General features: G+C 50.9%; 17 protein-coding genes and 1 tRNA gene. 8 read left to right on the top strand and 10 right to left on the bottom strand.

Annotated features, from left to right (window positions below):
* Window positions 1-46 precede the first annotated feature (46 nt).
* The 5 genes from minC to NTH01S_RS03805 all read left to right on the top strand — a co-directional run bounded on the left by minC (window position 47) and on the right by NTH01S_RS03805 (window position 5,121).
* Complete coding sequence (minC, locus tag NTH01S_RS03825; protein ID WP_068169683.1) at window positions 47-778, top strand: septum site-determining protein MinC; 732 nt, start codon at window positions 47-49, stop codon at window positions 776-778.
* 117 nt (window positions 779-895) lie between these two features.
* Entirely contained in the window at window positions 896-1,711 is an 816-nt protein-coding gene (gene minD / locus NTH01S_RS03820) for a septum site-determining protein MinD (protein ID WP_068169680.1), read from the top strand.
* A complete protein-coding gene (minE, locus tag NTH01S_RS03815; protein ID WP_068169865.1) occupies window positions 1,708-1,989 on the top strand; it encodes a cell division topological specificity factor MinE in 282 nt (93 codons plus the stop codon). The genes minD and minE overlap by 4 nt, the downstream gene beginning before the upstream one ends.
* A gap of 41 nt (window positions 1,990-2,030) precedes the next feature.
* Complete coding sequence (locus NTH01S_RS03810; RefSeq protein ID WP_068169677.1) at window positions 2,031-2,378, top strand: YidB family protein; 348 nt, start codon at window positions 2,031-2,033, stop codon at window positions 2,376-2,378.
* Window positions 2,379-2,727: 349 nt separating this feature from the next.
* A complete protein-coding gene (locus tag NTH01S_RS03805) occupies window positions 2,728-5,121 on the top strand; it encodes a TonB-dependent receptor plug domain-containing protein (RefSeq protein WP_084366951.1) in 2,394 nt (797 codons plus the stop codon).
* A 208-nt stretch (window positions 5,122-5,329) separates the two neighbouring features.
* Here NTH01S_RS03805 and NTH01S_RS03800 read toward each other — a convergent pair.
* Window positions 5,330-5,405 (bottom strand) — tRNA-His (locus NTH01S_RS03800).
* Window positions 5,406-5,687: 282 nt separating this feature from the next.
* Here NTH01S_RS03800 and NTH01S_RS03795 point away from each other — a divergent pair.
* Window positions 5,688-7,142, top strand: coding sequence for a SulP family inorganic anion transporter (locus NTH01S_RS03795; RefSeq protein ID WP_068169674.1), 1,455 nt, complete (start codon window positions 5,688-5,690; stop codon window positions 7,140-7,142).
* A gap of 83 nt (window positions 7,143-7,225) precedes the next feature.
* Here NTH01S_RS03795 and NTH01S_RS03790 read toward each other — a convergent pair whose 3' ends face one another.
* The gene (locus NTH01S_RS03790) at window positions 7,226-9,481 is read right to left on the bottom strand and encodes a TonB-dependent receptor (RefSeq protein ID WP_068169671.1); all 2,256 of its coding nucleotides are present in this window, start codon (window positions 9,479-9,481) and stop codon (window positions 7,226-7,228) included.
* Between the two features lie 856 nt (window positions 9,482-10,337).
* Entirely contained in the window at window positions 10,338-11,264 is a 927-nt protein-coding gene (locus NTH01S_RS03785) for an MBL fold metallo-hydrolase (RefSeq protein ID WP_084366949.1), read from the bottom strand.
* Window positions 11,265-11,427: 163 nt separating this feature from the next.
* Between NTH01S_RS03785 and NTH01S_RS03780 the strand changes: the two genes are divergently transcribed.
* On the top strand, window positions 11,428-12,549 hold the full coding sequence (locus NTH01S_RS03780) for a LacI family DNA-binding transcriptional regulator (RefSeq protein ID WP_068169669.1): 1,122 nt from the start codon (window positions 11,428-11,430) through the stop codon (window positions 12,547-12,549).
* On the opposite strand, the gene NTH01S_RS03775 is transcribed toward NTH01S_RS03780, so the two are convergent.
* Genes NTH01S_RS03775 through NTH01S_RS03760 form a run of 4 tightly spaced genes read right to left on the bottom strand, consistent with a single transcriptional unit; the run spans window position 12,546 to window position 15,304 of the window.
* The gene (locus NTH01S_RS03775; protein ID WP_245642138.1) at window positions 12,546-13,211 is read right to left on the bottom strand and encodes an HAD family hydrolase; all 666 of its coding nucleotides are present in this window, start codon (window positions 13,209-13,211) and stop codon (window positions 12,546-12,548) included. The genes NTH01S_RS03780 and NTH01S_RS03775 overlap by 4 nt on opposite strands.
* A 36-nt stretch (window positions 13,212-13,247) precedes the next feature.
* Window positions 13,248-13,658, bottom strand: a complete 411-nt coding sequence (locus NTH01S_RS03770; protein WP_068169662.1) for an MliC family protein — start codon at window positions 13,656-13,658, stop codon at window positions 13,248-13,250.
* Between the two features lie 40 nt (window positions 13,659-13,698).
* The gene (locus tag NTH01S_RS03765; protein ID WP_157070857.1) at window positions 13,699-14,751 is read right to left on the bottom strand and encodes a glycosyltransferase family 4 protein; all 1,053 of its coding nucleotides are present in this window, start codon (window positions 14,749-14,751) and stop codon (window positions 13,699-13,701) included.
* Between the two features lie 19 nt (window positions 14,752-14,770).
* The gene (locus NTH01S_RS03760) at window positions 14,771-15,304 is read right to left on the bottom strand and encodes a hypothetical protein (protein ID WP_068169660.1); all 534 of its coding nucleotides are present in this window, start codon (window positions 15,302-15,304) and stop codon (window positions 14,771-14,773) included.
* Between the two features lie 137 nt (window positions 15,305-15,441).
* Here NTH01S_RS03760 and NTH01S_RS03755 point away from each other — a divergent pair, with 137 nt between their 5' ends.
* The gene (locus tag NTH01S_RS03755) at window positions 15,442-18,126 is read left to right on the top strand and encodes a M16 family metallopeptidase (protein WP_068169658.1); all 2,685 of its coding nucleotides are present in this window, start codon (window positions 15,442-15,444) and stop codon (window positions 18,124-18,126) included.
* 116 nt (window positions 18,127-18,242) lie between these two features.
* Here the strand turns inward: NTH01S_RS03755 and NTH01S_RS03750 are convergent, their stop codons facing one another.
* The 3 genes from NTH01S_RS03750 to NTH01S_RS03740 all read right to left on the bottom strand — a co-directional run bounded on the left by NTH01S_RS03750 (window position 18,243) and on the right by NTH01S_RS03740 (window position 25,700).
* Entirely contained in the window at window positions 18,243-19,268 is a 1,026-nt protein-coding gene (locus NTH01S_RS03750) for a CgeB family protein (RefSeq protein WP_068169656.1), read from the bottom strand.
* Window positions 19,269-19,345: 77 nt separating this feature from the next.
* Entirely contained in the window at window positions 19,346-22,312 is a 2,967-nt protein-coding gene (locus tag NTH01S_RS03745) for a glycosyltransferase (protein ID WP_068169854.1), read from the bottom strand.
* 40 nt (window positions 22,313-22,352) lie between these two features.
* Entirely contained in the window at window positions 22,353-25,700 is a 3,348-nt protein-coding gene (locus tag NTH01S_RS03740; RefSeq protein WP_068169653.1) for a glycosyltransferase family protein, read from the bottom strand.
* Window positions 25,701-25,760: the final 60 nt, after the last annotated feature.

The following is a 25,760-nucleotide window of genomic DNA, read 5'->3' as shown; positions in this document are numbered from 1 at the left end:
GCAACGACGTTTTTCCTACTCCGATTGTCAGGCGCACGATTCAGCGATGTCCCAGTCCCCTCCCCCGAAAACCGAGACCACTCCTGCACTCCGAATCCGGGCACGTGGGCGTTCCTTCCTCGCGCTTGTCCTCTCCCCAGAAGCACCACTCAATCACTGGCTAAACGGCCTTGACCAACAGATCGCCCGTTCTGGCACGCTCTTCAATGGCAAACCCATTATCCTAGATCTCGGCCTGCTCTCGTCAGACACGCCCGATTTATCTAATTTTCAAAACGCACTCATCGAACGCGGCCTGCGCATTATCGGCATTGAAGGTGGCGACCCCACTTGGCCTGCTGTTGCTACATGGGACTGGCCCGCAGCTCTCGATGGCGGAAAACCCTCTGGCCCCGTTGAACTCCCTGACGCCCCCACACAAGAACCAACACTCTCCCCAACGACACAACCGGGTAAGACACTCATTGTTGAAGACGCCGTACGTTCCGGCCAACGCATCCAAAACCTTGACGGAGACGTCGTAGTACTAGGCGCTGTATCATCCGGTGCAGAAATTATTGCCGCAGGCTCCATTCATATTTATGGCGCCCTGCGCGGCCGCGCTATTGCTGGCATCATGGAACACGCGAACGCCCGCATTTTTGCTCAAAAGATGGAAGCAGAACTACTCGCCATTGACGGGTTTTACACCACCGCAGATGAACTCGAGGCAACCTTTCTCGGTCAATCTGCTTATGCCCTCTTAGTGAATGATCACATTACACTGCGTACACTATAATTTAACGGGCTCTCATTTTCCTCTGTTGCCGTATCTCTGTAAAATTTCATAAGATATACGGTAGGTTTATCGCCCAAAAACGATGTTCGCATCGCTGTTTTTAAAGCTGGAGTATTCATGGCCAAGGTTCTGGTTGTCACCTCGGGCAAGGGCGGGGTCGGCAAAACAACTTCGACCGCAGCTCTCGGGGCCGCCCTCGCACGAAGCGGGCAAAATGTTGTCGTTGTCGACTTTGACGTCGGTCTGCGTAATCTTGACCTTGTGATGGGTGCTGAACGTCGCGTTGTTTTTGACTTAATTAACGTCGTACAAGGCGATGCCCGACTAGCTCAGGCCCTCATTCGTGACAAACGCTGCGAAACACTCTCCATCCTTCCCGCTTCTCAAACACGCGACAAAGATGCCCTGACCTCCGAGGGCGTTGCTAAAGTCATCGAAGAGCTGCGTGAAAAATTTGACTGGATTATCTGCGATAGTCCCGCAGGCATTGAACGCGGCGCACAATTAGCCATGCACCACGCCGATGCTGCCGTGATCGTGACAAACCCAGAAGTCAGCTCCGTACGTGACTCTGATCGGATCATCGGCCTACTCGACAGCAAAACCGCTCGTGCAGAACGCGGAGAGAAGATTGAAAAGCACCTTCTTCTGACCCGCTACGACCCAGCACGCGCAGCCCGCAAGGAAATGTTGAGCGTCGAAGACGTGCTCGAAATTCTGTCCATCCCGCTCGTTGGGATCGTGCCAGAGAGCGAAGACGTACTCAAAGCCTCCAATGTTGGCTCCCCCGTCACGCTCGCAGCACCGGACAGCCTCCCCGCACGCGCCTATCAGGAAGCCGCACGCCGCCTATCCGGTGAAGAGCTGGAAGTCTCCGTCCCCGTTGAAAAACGCGGCCTCTTCGAATGGCTCTTCAAGCGGAGGGGCGCATGAGTTTTCTTAGCAATCTTTTAACCCGCCGCCCCAAATCGACCAGCGCTGTCGCGAAAGACCGCTTGCAAATCCTCCTCGCCCATGAGCGCGGTGGAGACGGCGAAGGGGAATCTGACCTCATCAAACAACTCCATAAAGAAATTTTGGAGGTGATCAGCCGCCACGTAGCGGTGGATCAAGAGAAGGTTCAGGTCAAAGTTGATCGTGGCAATTCTGTTTCCATGCTCGAAATCGACATCGAAGTGCCACAAGATGGGAAACTTAAGAAAGTTTTCTAAGCTTTAACACCTAGCGCATACCCTTTGAACGGAGAACATGTATGAGTGGCTTCCTCGGTAACCTTCTGAACCAAGCTGCTGGCGCAATTGGCGGTCAATTAGCTGATAAATTCGGCGGCCAGATTGGTGATATGCTTAAGGGACAAGGCATCGATATGCTGATCTCCCAAGCACGCAATGCCGGCTTGGAAGAAAAAATTCAGTCATGGATTGGCAATGGCGAAAACCTGCCGATCTCAACCGACGAACTGCGTAACCTACTGACCGACACGCAAATCCAAACCATCGTGTCCAAAACAGGCCTGCCAGCAGAAACCATCCTACCAGCACTTGCGCAATTCCTACCCGCAGCAGTGGACAAGCATACAGGCACACAAGAGAGCGCATAATTGCTCTCTGCAAAATGCCAAAAGCCTTGGGAAGCTGGCTCCTTCTTCTAAGGAGCCAGCTTTTTTATGCTTGAAGTATATTATTTTGAAACCCAAACGTAATAAACTTAGCGCCTAGGATACAAAAATAACCTTTTATTAGTGTGCTTTTTTCAACACTTCACACAATGAATGATATAGTATTCTTTTCCCCACTATTGACGACTCCAAAACGCGCTCTAATGTCCATGAAACAATAATAACGATATATGGACGTTATAACGTGAAGCACATACAAGTTCATCGGAAGAAACAAGGTGTTTCTCCAGCCCTGCTGGGCGCACTGCTCAGCACCACTCTTCTTATTCCCATGTCCGGTGCTCACGCCCAAGAAACGACCAAAACACAACCTCATACCAAACACCGCACCACCCACATTTCAGCACCAGCACCAGAAGTTGCCGGCGGCAGTGAAGCGGTCATCGTCACAGGCACGCGTGAATTCGGCAAAAAAGCCCGTGATTCCCTCTCCCCGCTTGACGTCGTGTCCAACCGCCAAATCACCAGTACGGGGCAACCCACCCTACGCGACGCACTCTCTCTGCTCCTACCATCCCTAACCGTTCCAACAGCAGGTTTTGATGCCGGCGCGTTGACAGACACTATCTCCCTACGCGGCCTCAACCCTAACGAAACACTCGTTTTAGTTGACGGTAAGCGCCGCCACACTACAGCAAATATTTACGCAGACCCCGGCCCAACCCAAGGCGCAACCCCCGTTGATATCGACATGATCCCCATGTCCATGATCGACCATGTTGAAGTCCTGCGTGATGGTGCATCTGCTCAATACGGCTCAGACGCCATTGCTGGCGTCGTGAATATTATTCTCAAAAAGCAGGCGCATGGCCTCAATATCCGCTCGAATACGGGCATCACCAGCCAAGGTGACGGCTTCCAACAAGGCGTCTATTTAGACGGTGGATTCCACCTTAGTGATCGCGGATTCCTACATATTGGCGGTGATTTTGTTCACCAAGACCATGCTTACCGTTCCGCAGCAGATAACCGTACTGGAACATACAGCAACCCCATTCTGAGCCAACCCGAACAAACCCGCGAAAGCATCGCGCTCAATGCCGGTTATGACCTAACGGCAGACATTCAAGCATATGGTTCAGCAACCTATGCACACCGGCATGCAGAATCTTACCAGAACAACCGCCTCGCGAGTTCTCTCAAATCTTATCCAGCCTATGCGGCCCTCTACCCCAATGGCTACACCCCCATCATGGCGCTGGAGGAAAATGACTTCGAACTCACCGCAGGTTTAAAAGGCGTTTTCGCAGGCTGGAACTGGGATCTATCATCCGTTTATGGCCGTGATTTTGATCGCTTTGATGCTCTGAGCACCACCAATACTGCCGTCTTAAAAGCAACAGGCCGTACTCCCACGAGATTTAGCAATGCTCAGGGATATAACGACTCCCAGTGGACCAATAGCTTTGACCTCTCCCGCAAGGTCAATCTTTCCTTCTGGCCTCACAGCATCAACATCGCAGGCGGCGCATCCTACCGCTATGAGTCCTATTCCATCGGCACCGGCTCTGCCGATAGCACGGCAGGCACAGGCTCTGACGCCATTCCCGGCACCTCCGCCTTCAACGCAGGCAATTGGAACCGTGATGTTGTGTCAGGCTATATCGACATCGCCACACACCTAACCAAACAATGGCAGGTTGATCTCGCCGGGCGCACTGAGCATTACACAGATGTTGGTGATGCACGCACAGGCAAAATCGCCACACGCTATGACTTTAACCCACGCCTTGCCATTCGCGGAACCTTCAGCACAGGCTTCCACGCACCAACGCTTGCACAACAGCATTATTCCGCACTGGCCGTCTCTCCAAACGCCGCACGCGGCCTGATTGCCGTTAACTCTCCCGGCGCTTTGAGCAACGGAGCCTCCGCCCTAACGCCAGAATACTCGACAAGCGCTGAAGGCGGCATTATCGCCGAGCCAATTCATAAACTGCATGTCACCGCAGATATCTATCAAATTGACCTACGGGACCGCATTCAACCGGGCGGAAATGTCTATGGCATCAATGCCTATAACGCATTGGTCCAAGACAACTTCCCCATCTCTTCTGCCGCACAAAACTGGCCAGCCAGCCAACTCTCAACACACTGGTTTGCCAATGTCGCGACCACCCGCACTCAAGGGCTAGACCTCACCGCGACATATAATACAGCGCTTGGACACTACGGACAGGTTGATTGGGATGCCGCCCTGAACCTCAACCGTACACGCCTTCGCCACCAATCCACCGCAACCAATGGCGATCCCCTGCTGAGCGCACAGTATATTGCCTACATCACAACGGCGTATCCACGCTCAAAACTCATCTTTGGCGGCACATGGCATTCCCCACAAAACAAATGGAATGTCTCCGTACATGAAATCCGCTACGGCCAAACAACATCTCAGTTGACCTATTATTCAGGTCCTCTCGTTGGCTTGACCAATGTGTACCGTCAGTTCCAGAACACACCCAAATGGACGACAAATGCTTCCGTTACCTATAATATTAATCCCAACTGGAGTGCCACACTCGGCGGAAATAACATTTTTTCCGCGTATCCATCACGCATTCCAAACAACAACCGCTACCTCGGCGCTCCACAGTATTACATGAGCACCAACCAGCTTGGCATTACGGGTGGCTACTACTACCTCGACGTTTCTGCACGCTTCTAAACGATCATTGGCTCAGACGTTTCTGAGCCAATACATAAAAAAACGCGCTACAAGGCGCGTTTTTTGTGCCCTTTTCAAACAATAAGGAGCACACACTACTACAATTTTCCACAAAGAGAGCTCTATAAAAATTCAAGCTACAGAACCCAAAGAAACCGGTTCTATTCACTGAATAGAAGAGAGTATTTTATTTTTAGGGAAAGTTTGCTGGGGCGAATGACGGGGATCGAACCCGCGACAACCGGAACCACAAACCGGCGCTCTACCAACTGAGCTACATCCGCCACACAGCGAGGGGATGTATAGGAAATTCGGCTGAAGGCGTCTAGCCCTTTTTCAAAGATTTTTTCTTAAAAATGCAATTTTTTCAAAAAACGCACTCCACCCTCGCAAAATACACAAGCACCCCCATGCTCACCCGCCCCCTCAGCAGAAACGAGGGTTCATTCTTACACGCTCCCGCGTTACACTGGGGTCAACATTGCCGCGCCGGGCCCGAATACGTCGCACCCTATTAACTGCTTTCGTGAGTGAACACGACCACGTACCAAGAAAGGACTATCGTCATGAATTTTGCACTTTATCGTCAACAATGGGCAGAAAACCCACTGCGCGAAGTGCTGGCCGGTATGGTCGGCACATTTGCCCTTATTCCTGAAGTTATTGCCTTTTCCTACATCGCTGGCGTCTCCCCGGCGGTTTCGCTGTTTGCTTCCTTTGTTATTTCGGTATCCATCGCCATCTTTGGTGGCCGCCCCGGCATGATCTCCGGCGCGGCTGGTTCCGTCGCCCTCGTTGCGGCCCCACTCGTACACCGCCACGGCGTGGATATGATGCTGGCTGCCACGTTACTCGCAGGCGCTCTACAAATCATCTTCGGCCTTCTACGTTTTGAATCGGTCATGCGCTTTGTCCCTGCGGAAGTCCGCACAGGGTTTGTCAACGCGCTCGCCATTCTCATTTTTTCGGCACAAATTCCCCAAATCCTTGGCGCTGGCCTGCCCACCTATGCCCTCATCGCTCTTGGCTTAGCCATTATTTATCTCGCGCCCAAAATCTCAACCGCCATCCCCTCCCCTCTGATCTGCATTATTATTCTAACGGCCATTACCATGCTGCACCCCATGCCGGTCCGCACCGTGCATGACCTCGGCGACCTCCCAACAGGCCTGCCCCACCTCACATGGCCGCATATTGCGCTAACATGGGAAACGCTTTCCACCATCTTTCCTTACGCACTCGCCATGGCATCCGTCGGCCTGCTGGAGTCCATGATGACGGCAACCGTCGTTGACGACGAAACAGATACACACGGCAACCAACGCGCAGAGTGCACGGGGCTTGGCCTCTCCAACATTCTCGTTGGTGCCTTCGGCGGTATCGCTGGGTGCGGTATGATTGGTCAGACCGTCGGCAATTTGCGCTATGGTGGCCGCGGCCGCTTATCCACTTTCACCGCCGGTGCTTTCTTGCTCATCCTCATGGTCATGCTGCACCCATGGGTGGCTCAAGTGCCGATGGCAGCCCTCGTCGCCATTATGATCATGGTCTCTGCCAGCACCTTTGCATGGGGCAGCTTCCGCGAACTAGCTCGCCAACCAAAACTCTCCAGCCTCACCATGCTGGTCACTGTCGCTGTGGTCGTTCTCACACATGACTTAGCCGCAGGCGTACTGGTTGGCGTTCTTCTTTATGGTGTTTTCTTCGCATGGCGCGCAGCCGCCATGCTATCTGTAGAAAAAACAACGGACGGCACGACAGATACATACCGCGTGCAAGGACAAATGTTCTTCGCATCAGCCAATGGCCTCTCCGACGCTATTGACTATCATAGCCACGCCAAAAGCATCATCTTAGACCTTACTCAAGCGCATTTTTGGGACATCACCTCCGTGCAAGCGCTTGAAAATGTGGTCGATAAACTCGCAACGCATAATCTACCGGTTGAGGTTATCGGCTTACAAAAAGAACAGCATAGCATTATTGCTTCCCAATCCGAGCACAAACTGCTCGCTATGTAATCAAATCACAAAAGGGGGCGGAATAATCCGCCCCCTTTTTTATCATGCCGCTCCGAGCATAAAATATGCCCTGTGCCAGAGCATCAAAAACGCTGCTCAATACCCGTCAAAATAGTACGACGCAGACCATATTGCGGCGCTCCAACCCCAATCCCAGACCCATCACGCAACAAATACGTGCGATCAAAGAGGTTCGTCACATCCAAGCGCAACTGCGTCGTCTTAAAGAAACGACTATGGAACAAGTTTTGGAAGGACTGTACGAACGAAAGATTAAACGTCGCATATTGCGGCACGGATGCACCATTCGGCACGACACCATCTGCACGCAGACCACTGCCATACATCATAGACGCAGACATGCGCAGTGGGTGCGATGAACGATCAAAGGCCGTATAGCTTCCCCCAGCAGATGCCGTCCAACGTTGATCGTGATCCAAATGGATCCAACGGTTTTGGATATAAGATAAGTCATCAGGTGAGAAGTTCCACTGCGCGGATACAATATCCTTACCCATAGCCCGTGACCACGACATATTGCCGTACACACTGAAAGGCCCATGCGTATAATCGGTCGTGAATTCATAGCCATGCACTTGCCCACGGCGATAATTGAAAACAGACAACAGAACGGGCGAACCAAACTGCCCCTCATCAATCATGTTCTTCGCAAGCTTCACATACGCATCGAAAGAGGCATGCCAACCAGGCAGAATGGTCTGAGCAATACCGGCATCAAAATAATGATCCCGCTCAGCACGCGGCGTATCATTTTGGAACGTCCCCGGCGCTGCTGACGTATTAGCAAAAGGCAAGAGTGATGTTCCACCCACCAATTCAAAAGGTGGCGGCGTGAAGTAACGCGAGTACCCGGCATGAAGCACTCCACCCCTCCAAGGCTGATAGACAATGTTCAAACGCGGGCTTACTTGCTTGGCATGGGTATACTCATCAACGCCATCAAAACGCAGGCCATAATTCACGGTCAGGTTATGCACAGGGCGCCATTCATCTTGGGCATACAGCCCATACATCCACCCCGTACGCCCAGTTCCAGAATGAATCCCAATCGGCGTATTCCCATAGATTGGGTTCCCGCTATCATCTGCGCCAGTCTGCGGGTAAACACTTGAATCTGTTTTTGAGATATTACGTTCAACATATGTCTGATAACCGAAACGTACCGTGTGCGCAGAAGATACGCGCCATGTGGCATCCGTCTGATTACCCGTAGAAAACACACCACGCGCCGCATTTTGCGCGATGCCATTATAGACCAAATCACCCAACGGATCCGGCGTATAACGCAAGGAACTATAACGTGTGACAATGGAACTCTGGACGCTCAAATGCCCCAGTTCTTTTTGCAGCGATAAAATCCCAAAATCTGTAATTTCTTTTTGATGCTCGTTCAGTCCGGCACTATCAACGCTGCCATATACTTTCTGAGACAAAGAGCTGTTCAAAAAGCTTGGATCTGCAAATTGTCGTTGCTGCCCCGGATTGTTGGGCAACTGATATTCAGCGTTTGAGACGCCTGCCGTTAGGCTAAGACGAGTATCGGCATCAACTGTATACCGAGCATGCCCCAGAAAATGATATTGGTTTGTCAAATCATGAAGGGCATTAAAATTCGGCTCTGTGTTTTCAATACCGACGCGGTTATGCACAAAATCTGCCGTAGCAAACCAATCCCACTTTCCTTTATGCCCACCATACTGCACGGATGGCTGGAAATAATCACGTGCGCCGCCATAGAGCGAGACATCCCCCCCCGCATCCGCAAAGCCATTTTTCGTCGTGATATCAATGACACCCGCTTGCAAAAAGCCATATTCGCTAGGCAGCGCACCAGTGGTCAGTGATAAATCATGAGCAAAACGCGTCATCAAAGCTTGACCAAAGACGCTCGTACCTTCAGGCAATGCCACGCCATCAAGCCGGAACTGCACTTCATTATGGTCACCACGAATATGAATTTGCCCATAACTATCCAACGCCACACCCGGCGCCTGAACCAGCAATGAGGTCATCGGGGCATTATCACCGCCCGGATTAGCTTCGATATTCTGACGCGAAAAACGATACGTTGTCGCACCAGTTGCCGGCTCCAAAGCAGCACGCGCCCGCTCAAGATGAGCGTTTACAACAATATTATCTTCACCCGTACGGCTTGTTTCTGATACCGAAACATTCTTTTGGTGATCGACCGAACCAAAATTCGTACGCCCACTGCCTTCCTGAGTGTTGCTCCCATCTTGAGCATACACAGCAGAGCACAGCGCCGTAGTAGATAATAATGACAGCGCAACACCGCGCAGAAAATGAGAAGACAGCATTATGGCCCCTTAAGGGTAGAATAAAATTATCCCTCCTTTATGTATGTTATATCATAACGTTACAAGCACCACGCCACTCTCACGAGACAAAAAACGCCACCTGCGACAAAAACGTCACAGGCGGCGCATAGAAGAATAGTGACTTCAGAACTACAAAAACAAATCTATCGTTTACTGATTTCTTACAGACATGAAACGGTTAAGCATAACATCATTATTGCCATAGTCCGATCTAAGATCATACCATATGACGCGCAATTTGTTTGAAAATATAACCCCATACATACTCATTATTTATTTTCAATAGTATTGATAAATGATGCGACATCACCGCTAGACATATTATCATATAAATATGACCAGAAGACATTGGAGACCTGCAATGGGTTTTCCCAGACAACCAGCCCCAGCATCCGCAAGTGAAAAAACTAATATGTTTACACCAAATTATAAATATCACCCATATAATAGACAATACTACTGACTACGCTATGTTCTCTAAATGAAACTCCGCTTCATCTTGAGGCATGATCGCATCTATACTCAAAACATATGAGCGCTTTGATCTATCTGCACCAACGTCCCAAGCAGCACGGCCCTTGGGCCTGCCCCATAGAGGGGCTGACCTCAGTAAGAAAACAGGCCATAATAACGCCATCAGGCCCCACATTCGGCTATGTTTGACAGTATCCACCGTATGGCAACACTATACGGGTTACCAACAAGCTCCTGTGATCGTCCGTCATTGGCCACACAGCATTTATGATGCACCCATTACTTATGACTTACCGTTAATAACTACACCATAAAATAATTTTATTATTATTTTCATAAATATAATAGTTTATATTATTAACTATACCCTATTCAATGGGATCTTAATATAACTCACCCCATCATCTTCTGGTTCAGGAAAAACACCCCCTCGCATATTTACCTGAACAGATGGCATCAAAAGCTTCGGCATTGCCAAACCCGCATCACGCGCCATACGCATTTTTACAAAGCTTTTCTCATCCACCCCATCTTTTATATGTATATTAGCAGTGATTTCCTCACCAACCGTAGTCTGCCAGCAATACTTATCGCGCCCCGGAGCTTTATAGTCATGACATAAAAACAAACGTGTTTCCGGCGGCAAACTCAGGAGTCGCTGAATAGAGCGATAAAGCTGTCCAGCATCGCCCCCCGGGAAATCCGCACGCGCCGTGCCAAAATCTGGCATAAAAATCGTGTCACCAACAAACACAGCATCACCGATAAGATACGCTATATCAGCCGGAGTATGTCCCGGCAGATGCAACGTCATCACCGGCAACCGCCCGACCGTAAATGCATGACCATCTTCAAACAAAGCATCGAACTGTGAGCCATCACGCGCAAAACGAGAACCCGCATTAAAAATTTTACCAAAGACATTCTGCACACGAATAATCTCAGCGCCTATGCCCAAACGCCCGCCCAATTGTTCTTGCAACCATGGAGCCGCAGATAAATGATCCGCGTGGACATGCGTCTCAAGCTGCCACAACACCTCTAAGCGCTCTGATGCCACATACTCCACAATGACTTGCGCTGATGCATAGGACGTGCGCCCTGAAGCGGCATCATAATCCAAAACAGAATCAATAATGACAGCCTGCAACGTTTCCGGGCAATGCACGACATAACTGATCGTGTTTGTTGCTTCATCAAAAAATGCTTTAATAATTGGACGAACAGCCCCCGGCGCATGCGCCTGCTCCAGATGCATGACAGCCGCTTGTATTACCGTATCACTCATTGCTTCTGCCTTTCCTAATGTCATACACTCTGAACCAGAGGACGTTTCATGTCTTTGCGCCCCCTCAAAAACATACCACCTACCGTATTATAAGCCCAAATAAGACCAGCATACCGAGAGATGCCGAATTACGGCTCTTTCCTATTATGTTAAGAGACTAAATATGAAACCAGTCGGCTCCTCCCCCCTTTTGTCCCCCAAAACACCTCACAGGCGCCAGCACTCACGGCGCAAGGTCACCCTAAAAGACGTCGCGGCACGGTTAAAAGTCTCTCACACCACCGTATCCAACGCCTATATTCGCCCAAATCAACTCTCCGCAGCACTCAGAGAACGCATCTTCGCTGTTGCGCAAGAATTAGGATATACCGGACCAGACCCTGCGGCCAAACAATTAGCCACAGGCCGCGCTGGCGCAATAGGGTTTCTATTTAGTGAAGAACTCCCGTACGCCTTCACAGACCCCGCCATCGTTTCAGTTTTGCAAGGCGTTGCTGAAAGCTGCACGCGCCGCCATTCAGACCTCGCGCTTATTTCCGCCGGTGATAATTTGCGCGATAATGAAGCCCCAGTATCCCTCGGCCATGCTGCCGTAGACGGATACATCTTATACTCAATGGCACCCGATAATCGCTGTGCCCTCATGGCCCAGCAACGCAATATACCCCTCATTGTGATTGATCAGCCTCGCCTCGAAAACGTTTCATTTGTCGGCATTGATGACTGCGCTGCGGCAGCACAGGCCGCTCAAAAACTGCTGGAACTCGGCCATAAACGCTTTGGTATCTTATCCCTCAAAACGGCCCATGATAATTATTGTGGCCCACTCACCCCCAAGCGCCGCGCCAATATCGCCCATAGTACCATTACTATGCGCTTGGAAGGTTACCTTTCAACACTACAAAAAGCAGGCATACAGCCAGATAACGTCTTATGCTGGGAAATCCCTGTAAACTCTGAAGAGGCAGGCGCTGAAGGTGCAGAATACCTTTTACAAGCCCCCTGCCGCCCAACCGCTATACTCGCCATGAGTGACCGCATCGCCATTGGTGCCATGCGCGCCATACGAGCGGCTGGCCTCAAAATTCCACAAGACATATCCGTCTTTGGCTTTGATGATATTCCCACAGCAGAAACAGCCCAGCTCAGCACAATCCGGCAGCCTCACACCCAAAAAGGCATTGAGGCTGCCCGCCTATTACTACTCAAGGAAGAGCGGCAAAACGTTATCCTTGATACACAAGTTATCCAACGGGAGAGCACTGGCCCTGCCCCATCCACCTAATGCTCGACAGGGAGATCCAACAATCCACAAACATCATCTATGATATAATCTGGATTTTGCTCCACACACTGCTCTGCGCGTCCGTGCCCATAACGCGCCCAACACGACGCTAGTCCCGCACGCCGCGCGAATAAAAGATCCGCCGTAGTATCACCAACCATCATAAAACGTTCTACAGCCGCATCCGGGTAAACAAGACGCACACGCTCATCCATTACACGACGATCGGGCTTCACTGCGTGCCCCGGTTCAGAACCAATCACCGCATCAAAAAAATGCCCCAACTGGAAACGCTTAATACTCGCCAAGACTGTTGGAGCGTGCTTGTTACTCAGGACCGCCAAATGAATATTTTTTGCTTTCAAAGCCTCTAAGACCGGCACAACACCGTCAAAAAGCACCGTTTTGCCTTCGTCTTCCTCTAAATACCGCGCACGATATGCTTTCTCAAATGCCTGAGCCTTTGAGAGATCACACTGCGGCACGAATGCTTGAAACAGCGTTGCCAACGTTCCACCACGTGACAACTGCTCCTTTAAAGCCTCCGCACTCGGCGAAGGCTCCAGTACCGCTTCAAAAGCAAGAGCAAGACACGACAAAATGGCAGGGCGCGTTTCCGCTAACGTACCATCATAATCAAGAAGAAAAATATCGCGTTGCATCAAAACCTTACCCTGAAGCGGTCACTGACTATACGGCTACTGAACTTCCTTACACGTCAACACAGCCTTGCCCTGCTCGGTGTCTGTAAAGCTCACTTCGCCGTGCTCTTCCCACCACTCATAAGAGCCCGCCGCATATTTTGCACCACTGGCAGACACAACACTGGAAAAAATCTGTGTCTTGTTATGAATGCTCACCGCCAGCAAACTGATATCATCGAGATTAATATAAGCTGCGCTAAAAACACCCTTAGGGAGAACAGAGCGCAATGCCGCAGGCTGCTCGACACAACGATAACGAGCGCTCTGCACCACGCCTTTCGTGTTAAATTTAAACGACAAAGGAATCTGCAAAGTATTGCTAACCGTCGCCGCCTGCATTGCTGGTACCGTACAGACCGCCAGCCCCAATGCACACATCATACCAAAACGAGCATAAAACCCCATGTGATACTTCCTCCGAAATATATCGTACTGCAACACAACACTAAACTGCTGCCAAGGTTCTATAAAAATCGTCAAGCCGCTTCACCTGCGCCTCCGGCCGCCATGCCGTCATATCTCGGCTAGACACCCCACAAGCACATAACCTTTGTATCCCTTCGATCAGTGCCTCTACAGACGCAGGCTGAACAAGACTTTCCGGCTCATCCACCAAAATATCCAGAACCCCACCAGCAGCTGTCGCACAGACTGGCAGCCCTGCCGCCATTGCTTCCAACAACACCAGTCCGAACGGCTCATGCTCAGACGGCAGAACAAACGCATCAAACGCAGCCAAAAGCTCGGGCATATCCGTTCTATACCCCAAAAAACATATATCCGGTGCAGCGTGTGCTTGTGCTTCCAAAGCCGCACGTTCCGGCCCGTCTCCTACCAGCACCAACGTCGCCGGCTGAGTGAGCCGTGCGCCGCGCCAAGCCTTCAGAAGAAGAGAAAAACCTTTCTCTCTCACCATTCGCCCCGCCGCAACAACAAGAAACGCTGTTTCGGGTAGTCCCAACAACATACGCACCTCTTGTCTCTGCCGCACGCGCTCTTCGGCCGCAACAGTCAGAGTCGTCCAATTAGGAACCACAACGGCACGCTGCCTTTGCGCCATCGGGAGAGTTTTGACCTGCCATTGAGCAATACACACAAGCCCATCATGCACACCATAACTGCGCCCACGATAGCGGGTGTGCAAAGTCGCAATAATCGGCGCCTTTCCTCCAAGCCCCAACCGCCGCAACCAGCTTACACGCGCTGAAGCACGCCCCAAATGTGTATGCACAACATCATAATACCCAGAACGCCAGAGCCGTGCCAAACGCCAAAGATACCCCAAACGCCCCGCCCGTATCACCCGGACAGAAGGCGCCACATGCTCTATAATATCCCCGCCCGTACGCGGGTCACGTGTATGGCGCTCCAGCAGCAGCGTGACATCATGCTCCTGAGCCTGAAGTGCCGTCAGTTGTGCAACATGCCGCTCTGTCCCAGCAAACTCACAGGTCGATAGCGCATGCAAGATACGCAAACGCTTCCCCCCTTCAGCCATACGCCCCTCTTTCAATGAATCAGCGTATCTGCCCACTCGCCTGCCAAGGACCATCAATGACAGGGCCACCTCTTTGGGCAAAGCGTGCACGCGGAGGTCTTGGCTGACACGCAACAAAATACAGCCCCAACACAAACGTCACCTGCGAAAGCAGCATAATAATCGCCAGTTCAAAGAACGGACCATACACACCAGCACACCACCATGCCTGATACACCACAAACCCAATAGCAATAAGACGCTGCGCCATCAGCATCGGCCGCAATGGATTCATCGTCCCAGAGCGGACCAAAGGCGCACTCCGTTTCATGCCCATGAAAAAAGCAAAATTCATCAGCCAGATCAGCCCTGAATCCACAACATCCGAAAAAGAGGATCCAAACAGCACAATCGGCAAAAGAAGAGCCAGCGCAGTCAACATCAGTGAGCCAAGCTGAAAGCTCATTCCCAACTGAATTGCAGCCTTTTCATAAGGCAGCCGATCTGCAGCGGGTTGGAATACATGGTCAATCAACCAACCATCCCAACGGGTAAGACGTTCTCCAAGAGTCATACGCCTTTCTTACTGCACTCTCACGCAGCACGCACATCTTTTTCCGAAGCAGCCTTATTAAAAACAACACGGCTAGACAGTTTTAGAAACGTAACGCTAACGTCACTGTTAGAACATATTTCTAGGAAGCCTACTCCATGCTCAACTTTACCCGCCTCTCACGCGCAGCCCTTATGGCCGCATCCATTTTAACAACACCTTTGCTCAGCAGCCCCCCTGTACATGCTCAAACAACACAAGAGAGCAACGTCACGCGCGCCACACTGTCCAATGGCCTGCGCGTCGTTATCATCCGCAATGCGCTCGCCCCAGTCGTACAGACGATGATTAACTACGAAACCGGTTCCGTAAACGCACCCAAAGGCTTTTCTGGCACAGCCCACGCGCTCGAACACATGATGTTCAATGGCGCAAAAACCCTCTCCCGGGACCAGCTGTCCACCATCAGCGCACAACTCGGCAATAATGATAATGCCGACACCACGACGGACGTCACCCAGTATTACTTCAGCGCGCCTGCGGCTAATCTTAACGTCCCTTTGCAAATTGAAGCAGGCCGTATGCGGGGCTTAAACATTACCGACAAAGAATGGGCCCATGAGAAAGGAGCGATTGAGCAAGAAGTCTCTCGCGACCTCTCCAGTCCCTTCTACCGCATGTTCGCGCAAATTAACGGTATTCTCTTCAAAAATACTCCCTATGAAGAAGATGCCCTCGGCTCACGCCCCTCTTTTGACAAAACCACAGCAAAAACCCTGCGTGATTTTTATAACCACTGGTACGGCCCCAATAACGCAACACTCGTCATAGCGGGTGACATAAACCCGAAAGAAGCCCTAGCCCAAGTAGAAGCTGCTTTTGGCAAAATCCCGGCCATAACCCTACCTGCACGCCCGACCGTCACCCCAACCCCCATCACATCTCAATCTATCGCTCTCGATACAGACCTCCCCGCGACCGTCCTCGTCAATGCATGGCAAGCGCCCGGCGCACGGGACAAAAACTACGCGGCATTCACCCTTTTGATTGATGCCCTCAGCAGCCATCGCGCTGACCTTTTTGGCCTCGTCCCTGCGGGCAAAGCGCTTGATACAGGGATTGAATACGACCCCAACCCGCAAGCTGGCCTCGCCTTCAGCTACGCTGCACTCCCACCTACAGCCAACCCTGAACCCTTGCGTCAGGCTATGGCGGCTATTCTCGAAAATTACCGCAAAAATGGTATTCCCGAAGATCTTATCGAAGCCGCTCGACGCAAAGAAATCGCAGCTCTCGAATTCAACGCAAATAGCATCTCAGACCTCGCTAGCACGTGGTCACAAGCTCTGACATTTAATCACCTCAACAGCCCTGAAGATATGATCGCCGCGTTCCGTCATGTCAGCAAAGCACAAGTCGATGAGCTCGCGCGCACCATACTGAACCCCGATCACATGCTCTCCGCCACACTAACCCCCAGCAAAAAGGGCGTCCCAACCGGTGCCAAAGGTTTCGGCGGCACAGAATCCTTTGCGGCCCCACCATCCGGTAAGGTTGAACTACCCGCTTGGGCAACAGAAGCCCTATCTCGCGTCACCCTGCCACCAGAAGCGCCCATACCAACAGCCTACACACTGGCCAACGGACTACAACTGATCGTCCAGCCTGAACATGTCAGCCACACAATCGTACTACACGGCATGATCCGCCAAAATTCAGACCTCCAACAACCCAAAGGCAAAGAAGGCGTTGCAGACCTCACATCATCGCTTTTTCTCTTCGGCTCCACACATCATGACCGCCTTGCGCTCGCCCGTGCGTTTGATGACCTTGCCGCAAGCGAAAGCGCCGGAGCCTCATTTAGCCTCTCATCACTAACAGATGCCTTCCCCCAAGCGCTCAGCCTCTTAGCCGAGCACGAACTAACCCCCGCTTTCCCGGCACAGGCATTTCACATCCAACAAATCCAAGCCGCACAAGCAACCGCAGGACTTCTCCAGTCTCCAGGATATAAGTTTGGGCGCGCACGCCACGCAGCCCTCGTCCCTGCAAATGACCCAACACTACGAGAGGCAACACCGCAAAGCATTATGGGCGTGTCTCTTTCAGACGTACAAAATTACTACGCGGCCAATTACCGCCCCGACCTCACCACCATCGTCATCATTGGAGATATCACCCCTGAAGCCGCCCGCGCCAACATCGAAAAAGCCTTTGGCGGCTGGACAGCACACGGCCCAATCCCACAGGTAGACCTCCCAACCATCCCACTCAGCAAAGCCTCCCAAATCAACGTCGCAGATCCGGGGCGCTCTCAAGATGAAGTACATCTCTCAGAAACCATCGGCTTGAACGTTAATGACCCACAACATTACGCACTCACCGTTGGGAACGCCATCTTAGGGGATGGCTTCTCATCACTTCTCATGCAGGATTTACGCGTTAAAACAGGCTATGTTTACGGCGTAGGCAGTGGCTTTAATTATTCACGCACACGTGCATCATTCTCCATTTCCTTTGGCTCAGACCCCAGCAAAGTCTCCAAAGCCCGTGAACATGCCCTACAAGATGTTGAAACCATGCGTACAAAGCCCGTTTCAACAGATACTCTGAACCTCGCCAAAGCTGCCCTGCTCCGAGATCTGCCCGTTGAACGCTCCAGCTTTGATGGATTAGCCGCAAACATTCTGAGCCTCAGTACCCTTGGCCGCCCACTGGACACGCCCAACCTGATGGCCAAAGCCATTTACACCATGACCCCCGAGCAAGTTCAGGCCGCTTTTGCCCAATGGGTCCGCCCACATGACCTCGCTCAAGCCGTCCTAGGCCCTGCCCCACAATAATCTCACCGTGTCAGGGCTTCCCCCCCCCCTGACACCACCCCCTTCAAACAATAAAAAAGGCGGGAAGCTGATGCCTCCCGCCTTTTACAAATAGTCTCTCACAACGGAACCGCCACTTAACCGCCGATCAAGCCCTCAGACTTCAGAACCGCCAATGCCTGCGCAATACGGTGCTTATATAAATGTTCCTTATGCGTACGCTCTTGCGCTTTACGCGCCATGCTCAAACGCTTCGCATCGTCATTCAGATATGTCTCAACGAGCTTCTCAAAATCCTTACGGTTTGAAAACGTCGGGATTTCATCTGCACGGAAATAGCGGCGAATTTCATGCGTATCTTCATGAAACACTTGGAACGCCCCCGCCAACGCCGCTTCAAACGTACGCGGCCCCGGCGTAGAAGGCGCAATAATAAAGCGCTTATTTTCAAAATGCAGAGAACGGCCCAAGTTCAGAACCAATTTGGAGCGACGATACAACTCAACAAGCTGGTTTTTTTCAATACGTGCGTCAGAGAAGCCAATCCCCAACTCCCCCCAACCCGGACCAATGATCTTAATGTTCAGATTACGCAAGACTGGGAGGAGATTACGGACAATGTCTTTACGGCTTGTAAACGCCACACCACAGAAAAGAACATCAACCGTCTTTTCTACCGTCTCATCAATCGGCATGTAATGAAGCGTCGGGCTCGCCGCCAATGGCAGGTGAAAAACACGATCGCGCTGGTAAAAATTATGTCCCCAGCGATCACACGAGAACACAACGTCAAAATCATCCGCTACGCGGTAATTCGCATCCTGCTCATAGGGATCTTCCGTAGCCCAAAAAACCGTTACAGCACCAATTTTGCGCGCTTCACGACAGACTTCCCCGAAATACGTGCTCTCTGGCAGATATGAACCAATGGCAAATACAATGGTCGGCTTCAAAACCGCAACCGAAGCCGCAGCCGCCGAGATATGCACCGCCGTTACATTATCCTCACCAAAACATGCCGCCCAGCCATCCATGATCGACTCACGGATCTGCGCATTGGCTTGGCTTTCATAGCGCCCGCCACTACACACGAGAACACGACCGGACATACCCGAGGCCAATGCTGCCGTTTCGTCAGGACGTTCAATCACGGTTTCCGACATTACTTCACCTGTTTCCTCAAATAGTTCGCTATCGCGAAACGGCATTAACCTACCAACTCAATGAAAACCTGATCTGATCACACAATACAAGTCTGTATAATCTGATCGAGGTCACGTCTGAACTTTGCAGGCGAACATTCTTCTCGAATCGATGACAAAGCTTCATTGCGTAGACGCGTCCACAGTTCACCATCTTGATACAAACGCGCAATTGCATCTGCAAAAGACTTCGCATCATCACCACTAGCATGAAGCAACTGCTTACCATTTTCCCAACCAACCTGAGACGCCAGCAAAGATGTTACCACCATCGGGACCCCTAGGCTGGCTGCTTCTTGCACCTTAAAGGGCAAACCGCCAGCAAAACGCGTTGGCGCAACAAAAACTCGATGCCGATCAAATAATGGTCCCAAGTCATGCACCGATCCCACAATATCAACTCGCGGATGTAATGCAAATGGGCTCATATCAACCGATGAGCTAATAAATCCTGCAATAGTGAACTTCACATCATCTGGCAATACGCCATCCAAATGCGGCAAAACCTCTTCAACAAACCACTCAAGACTATCATGATTAGGGGCCCCCACATCATGCAATGCCCCTAAGAACAGAATATCACGCCGTTCTTCAAAACCCGCAGGCGTCGGCTTAGGGCGCATCTCATGCCCGAGCACGGACACGTTATCGTACCCAGCACGACGCACCAAAGACGCATCATTCTCCGTCACCGTAACAATACGCTGACAAAAATGAGCTACATCCAGCTCTTCTTGCAGCATCTCATCAAAACTTTGCCCAGAACGCGGCAAATCCAACACATCCAAACGCCCCAGCGTTCGTGGTGTCGCAATAACCTCCGTATCCAAAACAGCACCACCCGCAGGAAGATAACGGCTCGTCTCATTCAAAATTGGGAGCAAACGCGCCATATTATGCGTCCTTCCCACCCATAACAGGTCATAATACCCGGCACGCTCTTGGATGAATTCTGCAAAATCTGCCACATGGAGATCAGGCAGCAATTCAACCGTGTCTGGAAAATCGCCAAAAATATCCAGAACACTTTGCTCACGCGACAGCATAGGAAAGACCGTGACGCGGTACCCTAATGCCGCCATCTCCCGCACCACGTCGTTAGACCGGACATACCCCGAGCCCAAACGCCTAAGCGGCAAACGATCCTCAATACATAAAATCCGCTTCTCATCCCGCCTGCGCTCACGCGCATGAACCGCATTACGCAAATGATGCGGCTGTTGATGGCGCAAAAAATCTGGATGTGCCCGCGCAAACGCTTTTAAGTTCGCCTGCATCAACGCCAATGAGCCTGATGCCCCCGAACTCCCAAACTCCAAATGCTCAATCACCACTGTCGGATCATAAACAACCCGGAATCCTGCTTTAATGATGCGCACACATAAATCTACGTCTTCAAAATAGGCCGGCCGAAAACGCGGATCATACCCACCCAAGCGCCTCAATAAAGAAGAGCGCACCACGATAAACGCGGCGGAGCAGTAATCCACATCACGGATAAAATTCGCTTCCGGCAAATTTGGGTCCGCATCACGTTGGTAGCCGTAAGTACTACCATCGCGCCACACCACCGAACCCGCTTCCTGCAAATGCATGTTCGTACGAATAATCTTCGCACCGACAGCCCCAATACTCGCCTCTGACCGAATACGCTTCAAAGCCAAACGCACTGCATCCGGTGCCAGTCGAATATCATTATTCAAATACAGAACAAACGGAGCTTCGACTTCCGCCAACCCGGCATTACACCCTTCCAGATACCCGATATTGTATCGATACCGTAAAAGCTTCACCCCACGAACAAACTGCGCCAATTGGCGGCTCTGGTCATGAGATCCAGAGTCCACAATGATGACCTGAATGGCACCTGAATAATTCGCACGCAATGACGCCAGAGCCTGCATGGTCAGTGCAATTTTATTATATAAGACCATGATCACACTCATTTCCGGCAACCCAGAATAAGTGAAATCTAAACGGCGGCGCACCAGCATCGGCAATTGTGCTTCAGCTTCACGCTCAAACACAACCTTCGCCTGCACCTCGTCCAGTTCTACCACCCCCGCCAATGCAGCCTGTGAATCTGGCGTTACACGCCCTGCCACATAATGCGTGAACGGAGTATCAAAGAGCTTATTATGTAAATCACGCCGGACCTGCGGACGTGATTTATATGCATCGATATTAAGGTTCTTCCCCGGTGAACGTCCTTCATTTGCACCAAATCGAACGAAATGATCATAACCATTACGGAAAACACCTTGGTCTAATGCCCCCCTCAAATCGGGGTACAACTCAGCGTATTCATCTTCCGAAAAGAACTCTAATGGATCGTAGTGCCTAGCTCTACCATTCGTCATATAATGATGGAGAGCGCAGCTATAACGCCCTTCATCTATCTCTTTCTGAACCGATGGATAACGATTTAAGTACCATACTGGATCAAAATACCATGACACCCGCCCAGCATTCGCCACTGAGGCTGGAAGCACGAGCCATGATGCAAATAAATTGTCATGCGGCTTAAAATAATCTGGAAAATGTAAAGCCAGATTACGGCACAGTTCCAAATCAAAAAAGCGATGGCCAATATAGTTTCTTTTAGATCCGACTTCTAAATAGTGATCGTAACCGTTTAAAAAACCTTGCTCTTCCAAATAACGCTGCGTCAGCTCATGATAGCGTCGACGATATGCAAGCTCATCAAAAAGCCAGTGCCCCGAATTATGAACATAACCCCCAGAACAATAATGATCGAACCCAGATTCATAACTCCCCTCAATAACGGACTTATGTACATCAGGATAAAAACTTAAATACCAAACCTCATCAAAATACCTATTTGGAGAATGCCCATATTTTTGTCCAAATTGATGATAGAATTCTTGAGCATCATTGATGCCCTCTTTTTTCATCCACTCTTCAGCTTCCGGGTATCGCAATATATACCAATCAGCATCAAATATACGCCAGCTAGGCTGGCGTATATTTGTATCGGAGAGCATTTTTCTTTGTTCACCTGGCATTACGTCGTGCCCTTAATGTTCAGGACATAGCCCGCTTACTCAGAAGTTCATCGACATGCTGCGCTGCTTCCTGCGTCAAGCCTTCACGAGCAGTAGACTGAATTTTACCCTTACTAAAATGGACGGCCAAATCAGTTACATACGTCCCAAAGACCTCACCAGCAACATTCAAAAGCGCCACTTGATAGTGCCCTTCCAGGGTCAATGCATAGCCACGCTTTGGATCTAAAGTACCTTCAAAGCCCGCACACAAAGGAGCATCCTCATGCACCACCGCCACATCGTGACGAACACAACGGCTCAAGGCTGACAGCACAACCTCCCCCCGCTCAGGCTGTACTAACGCAACATACATTTGCCCAGCGCGCTGGAGGCCTTTCAAAAAACCCCACCCACGAATATGTAGAGTGCCTTCGGCCTCAACACCCCGAAGAGGCTCCCCTACAACCCCCGTGAAGTCATCAATAAACTGCTCTAAGCGCCCATCGCCATAAGAATGCAGGCCTTCCTTTTGCACAGATGACAACTTGATGCCGCGCAAAACGCCATCATTATGTGCAACACGCTCAAAATCTGCCAAAATCTGCCCATTAGACGGTGCAACACGCCCAATTTCAGTAACTTGACCGCCTTCAACCTCAATTTGGTATGACGTGAGCTGGAATGCCCCTTGACCGTGAAGCACATTAATTAATGCGATACGGAAGCGGCCCTCACACCACTTTCCACGCAGTGAAGCACGCCCAGAGAAGCCTGAGCGACGCGGTGAATCAGCAAACAGCTTTGCAATATCACCACGCGTTTCACGTTGGCATTCAACATAAATCGTTGGGCTATCAGGCCCATCACCGATCAAGACAGCGAGCATACGCCCTGCCGTAGAAATTCCCGGCAGCAGGAACCACCCACGAATATGGAAGTCGTTGGCACCATTAAAATCAATCTCTCCGCTCGGGCGGAGAACATGGTGACAAATGTCATCAACATAACATTCTGCCCCCTGTATCGAGAACCAATCATTCACCTCCACCGGCAACTCAATCGCCAAATCATGCTGCGTCGGCGGATCAAAAATGTGGCGTGGTGGCGCTTGATGGCGCCAATTATTATGCGGCAGCAAATGAACTTGCCCCGTATCAATGCGCAGATCGGAAACCCCCATCTCACGCCGGGGCGCCACATCACGATATAACTGCAACAAATCACGCGAATAATCCGCAGCGTTCGTCAAAAGATGCGGCCCGATATTAGCCATCATCTTCCGGCGCAACGCTTCAGACGAACGTAACATTTCCAACCGCTCGAGGACCATGCTTGGGCGGTTAATAGGCACCTTAAAGCCATTCACACCGTCTTCAACACGATCTCCCAAAGCTCCCACATCAGTCACAATCGGCAAAAGCCCATTCTGCCACGCTTCTGAGAGAGAAATACAATACGTCTCCGGCCAGATAGAGAGGTTCAATGCAACATCTGCAACCTTCAGCGCATCAATCTCACCCATATCATAACGACCATACACCGTTACATTTGAACGCGGCACCGCGTTCAGAACCGCCTCATATTCCGGGTGGACGTACCCAAAAATATGGAAGTGGAAGTGATCAGGGTGCGCAATCTCGATCAAGCTTAAAATGGTGTCCGCACCCTTCGTACGAAGGAAATTGCCAACAATAGCCACACCTAATGGGCGACCTTCCAAAGACTGATAGGCTTTTGGCACAACGGGTACGGTGTTCTCAGGACTTGGAATACCCGTAATCAGACTGACTTTCTGATCCAAGATTGGGTAAATATCGTGGGTCAAGTCCCGTGAGTGCTGCGTACCAAACATAATGGCATCAATGGAACGTAACATTTTTGACACAAAGGCACGGCGTGTCTGCTCACCACCATATTCAACGTTTTCAGCCGCTTTGAGGCTCACATCTGCCGCCAAAACAGACCGCACCTCTTCCTCAACGTAGCGCAGTTCATGGTTCAGCAGGTTGTAACGCGATGACACCAGCCAGAAATCATGCGCAGAAAACACCACACCTGCGCCACTCGCTTTGGCGATAATCGGTAAAGAAAGCGCGTGGTGACCAAGATGCTGGAAGTGAACAACATCAATGTTATACTGTCCAATGACACTGGAGAAGGCCATTTCCTCGGCCCCATCGCACATAACATCCTGCCAGCCGGCTTCGGGCACTTCAAAACGATCCAACTCTTGACCGCTCGCCGTTGTCATCCAGCAAGAACTACTACGGCGCAACCAGTAAAAGAATTCGACATCACGCCCCAGCATTGAGCACAAAGCCTGCTGATAGACTTCAACACCACCCCATGCCTGCTCATGAATCGTGGAATGCGTGCACATCAATACCCGCAAACGGCGGCGGCGTTCCACCGGAACAATGCCACTCTTACGGCGGCCAAAATCAGCCCCCGTAATCTCTTGCATCTTCCGCAAGCGATTTTCATACAAATGGTGCTGCAAGACAGACTTTTGCGCAGCCTGAGCGGCTTTACGCCGTACACTCTTGCTCTCCAAAAGGCGCGCAACAGCAGCAACAACCCCATCAGGGTCACGTGCAAGGCTTACGCCATCAACTGTTTCGAAATGCTCGCTCGCCATATTTTCTGGCGCTTCAACCACTTGAGCCGTTCCCGCCAGCCCAAGTTCAAAAAAACGCGGCCCCGGTGCTGTCGCTTGGCTTACATCACCATGGCTCGCATAATCCCGGAACATCGTCAGAGTAACAGCGCTGACATTCGCAAAATCAATAAAGGCTTCATGACTGACAGGGCGCTGTATAGCCAAGGCGGCCAAGTCTGCCGGGAGAGGCGGCAAGTACTCATTCCCCGGGCAAATCAACTTTAAACGCGCCTCAGGAAACGCTGCTATAACACGCCGCAATGTCTCAACACGGTTTGGCCACATCGTCCCCGCAAAGAAAATGTCATATTCCAGCTCGTTTGCTGTCAATACTTTCCGTTCGTGAATCGACGCACTCGCAGCAAGCGGCAGATAATGGCCTTTACCAGTGTAGTATTCTGCACAAGACGGATCATTCGTGAATACAAAATCAAAGAGACTGGCATTCTCAACGTTAAAGTCCCGCATAAAGGGATCTTCAAACGTCCACAAGATCATCGTTTTAAATGCCGGACGAACACGGCGCAGAAGAGGCAAATGAATACGCTGCGCATCAATACAAATCAGCACATCATGCGCGCCGGATGCAGCAATACCCGCCAAAGACATGTTATCCGCAACAACAACATCCTCGCGCCCAAATAGAGACTTCGCAGCACGCTCTATCGCAAGAGTAAGGTATGAATTGGGGTTATGCGTAAAGTTTGTATTATAAATGACCGCCATCAAGCAATTGAGCGCCTTACGCCCACCCCCAATTTAGAATCAAGACTCACGACATACAGT

It is taken from the genome of Neokomagataea thailandica NBRC 106555 (assembly GCF_001598495.1).
Classification (GTDB): Bacteria; Pseudomonadota; Alphaproteobacteria; order Acetobacterales; family Acetobacteraceae; genus Gluconobacter; species Gluconobacter thailandicus_A.
Note: the sequence above shows the minus strand (reverse complement) of the source record. Positions and strands in the feature narration are given on the sequence as shown.

Bases quoted from the DNA above. Each gene is read 5' to 3' on its own strand.
- NTH01S_RS03795 (WP_068169674.1), top strand. From the start codon at position 5,688: ATGAATTTTGCACTTTATCGTCAACAATGGGCAGAAAACCCACTGCGC.
- NTH01S_RS03810 (WP_068169677.1), top strand. From the start codon at position 2,031: ATGAGTGGCTTCCTCGGTAACCTTCTGAACCAAGCTGCTGGCGCAATT.
- NTH01S_RS03755 (WP_068169658.1), top strand. From the start codon at position 15,442: ATGCTCAACTTTACCCGCCTCTCACGCGCAGCCCTTATGGCCGCATCC.
- NTH01S_RS03765 (WP_157070857.1), bottom strand. From the start codon at position 14,751: ATGGCTGAAGGGGGGAAGCGTTTGCGTATCTTGCATGCGCTATCGACC.
- NTH01S_RS03775 (WP_245642138.1), bottom strand. From the start codon at position 13,211: ATGCAACGCGATATTTTTCTTCTTGATTATGATGGTACGTTAGCGGAA.
- NTH01S_RS03790 (WP_068169671.1), bottom strand. From the start codon at position 9,481: ATGCTGTCTTCTCATTTTCTGCGCGGTGTTGCGCTGTCATTATTATCT.
- minC (WP_068169683.1), top strand. From the start codon at position 47: ATGTCCCAGTCCCCTCCCCCGAAAACCGAGACCACTCCTGCACTCCGA.
- NTH01S_RS03745 (WP_068169854.1), bottom strand. From the start codon at position 22,312: ATGCTCTCCGATACAAATATACGCCAGCCTAGCTGGCGTATATTTGAT.
- minD (WP_068169680.1), top strand. From the start codon at position 896: ATGGCCAAGGTTCTGGTTGTCACCTCGGGCAAGGGCGGGGTCGGCAAA.
- NTH01S_RS03750 (WP_068169656.1), bottom strand. From the start codon at position 19,268: ATGTCGGAAACCGTGATTGAACGTCCTGACGAAACGGCAGCATTGGCC.
- NTH01S_RS03760 (WP_068169660.1), bottom strand. From the start codon at position 15,304: ATGACTCTTGGAGAACGTCTTACCCGTTGGGATGGTTGGTTGATTGAC.
- NTH01S_RS03805 (WP_084366951.1), top strand. From the start codon at position 2,728: ATGTCCGGTGCTCACGCCCAAGAAACGACCAAAACACAACCTCATACC.
- NTH01S_RS03740 (WP_068169653.1), bottom strand. From the start codon at position 25,700: ATGGCGGTCATTTATAATACAAACTTTACGCATAACCCCAATTCATAC.
- minE (WP_068169865.1), top strand. From the start codon at position 1,708: ATGAGTTTTCTTAGCAATCTTTTAACCCGCCGCCCCAAATCGACCAGC.
- NTH01S_RS03780 (WP_068169669.1), top strand. From the start codon at position 11,428: ATGAAACCAGTCGGCTCCTCCCCCCTTTTGTCCCCCAAAACACCTCAC.
- NTH01S_RS03785 (WP_084366949.1), bottom strand. From the start codon at position 11,264: ATGAGTGATACGGTAATACAAGCGGCTGTCATGCATCTGGAGCAGGCG.
- NTH01S_RS03770 (WP_068169662.1), bottom strand. From the start codon at position 13,658: ATGGGGTTTTATGCTCGTTTTGGTATGATGTGTGCATTGGGGCTGGCG.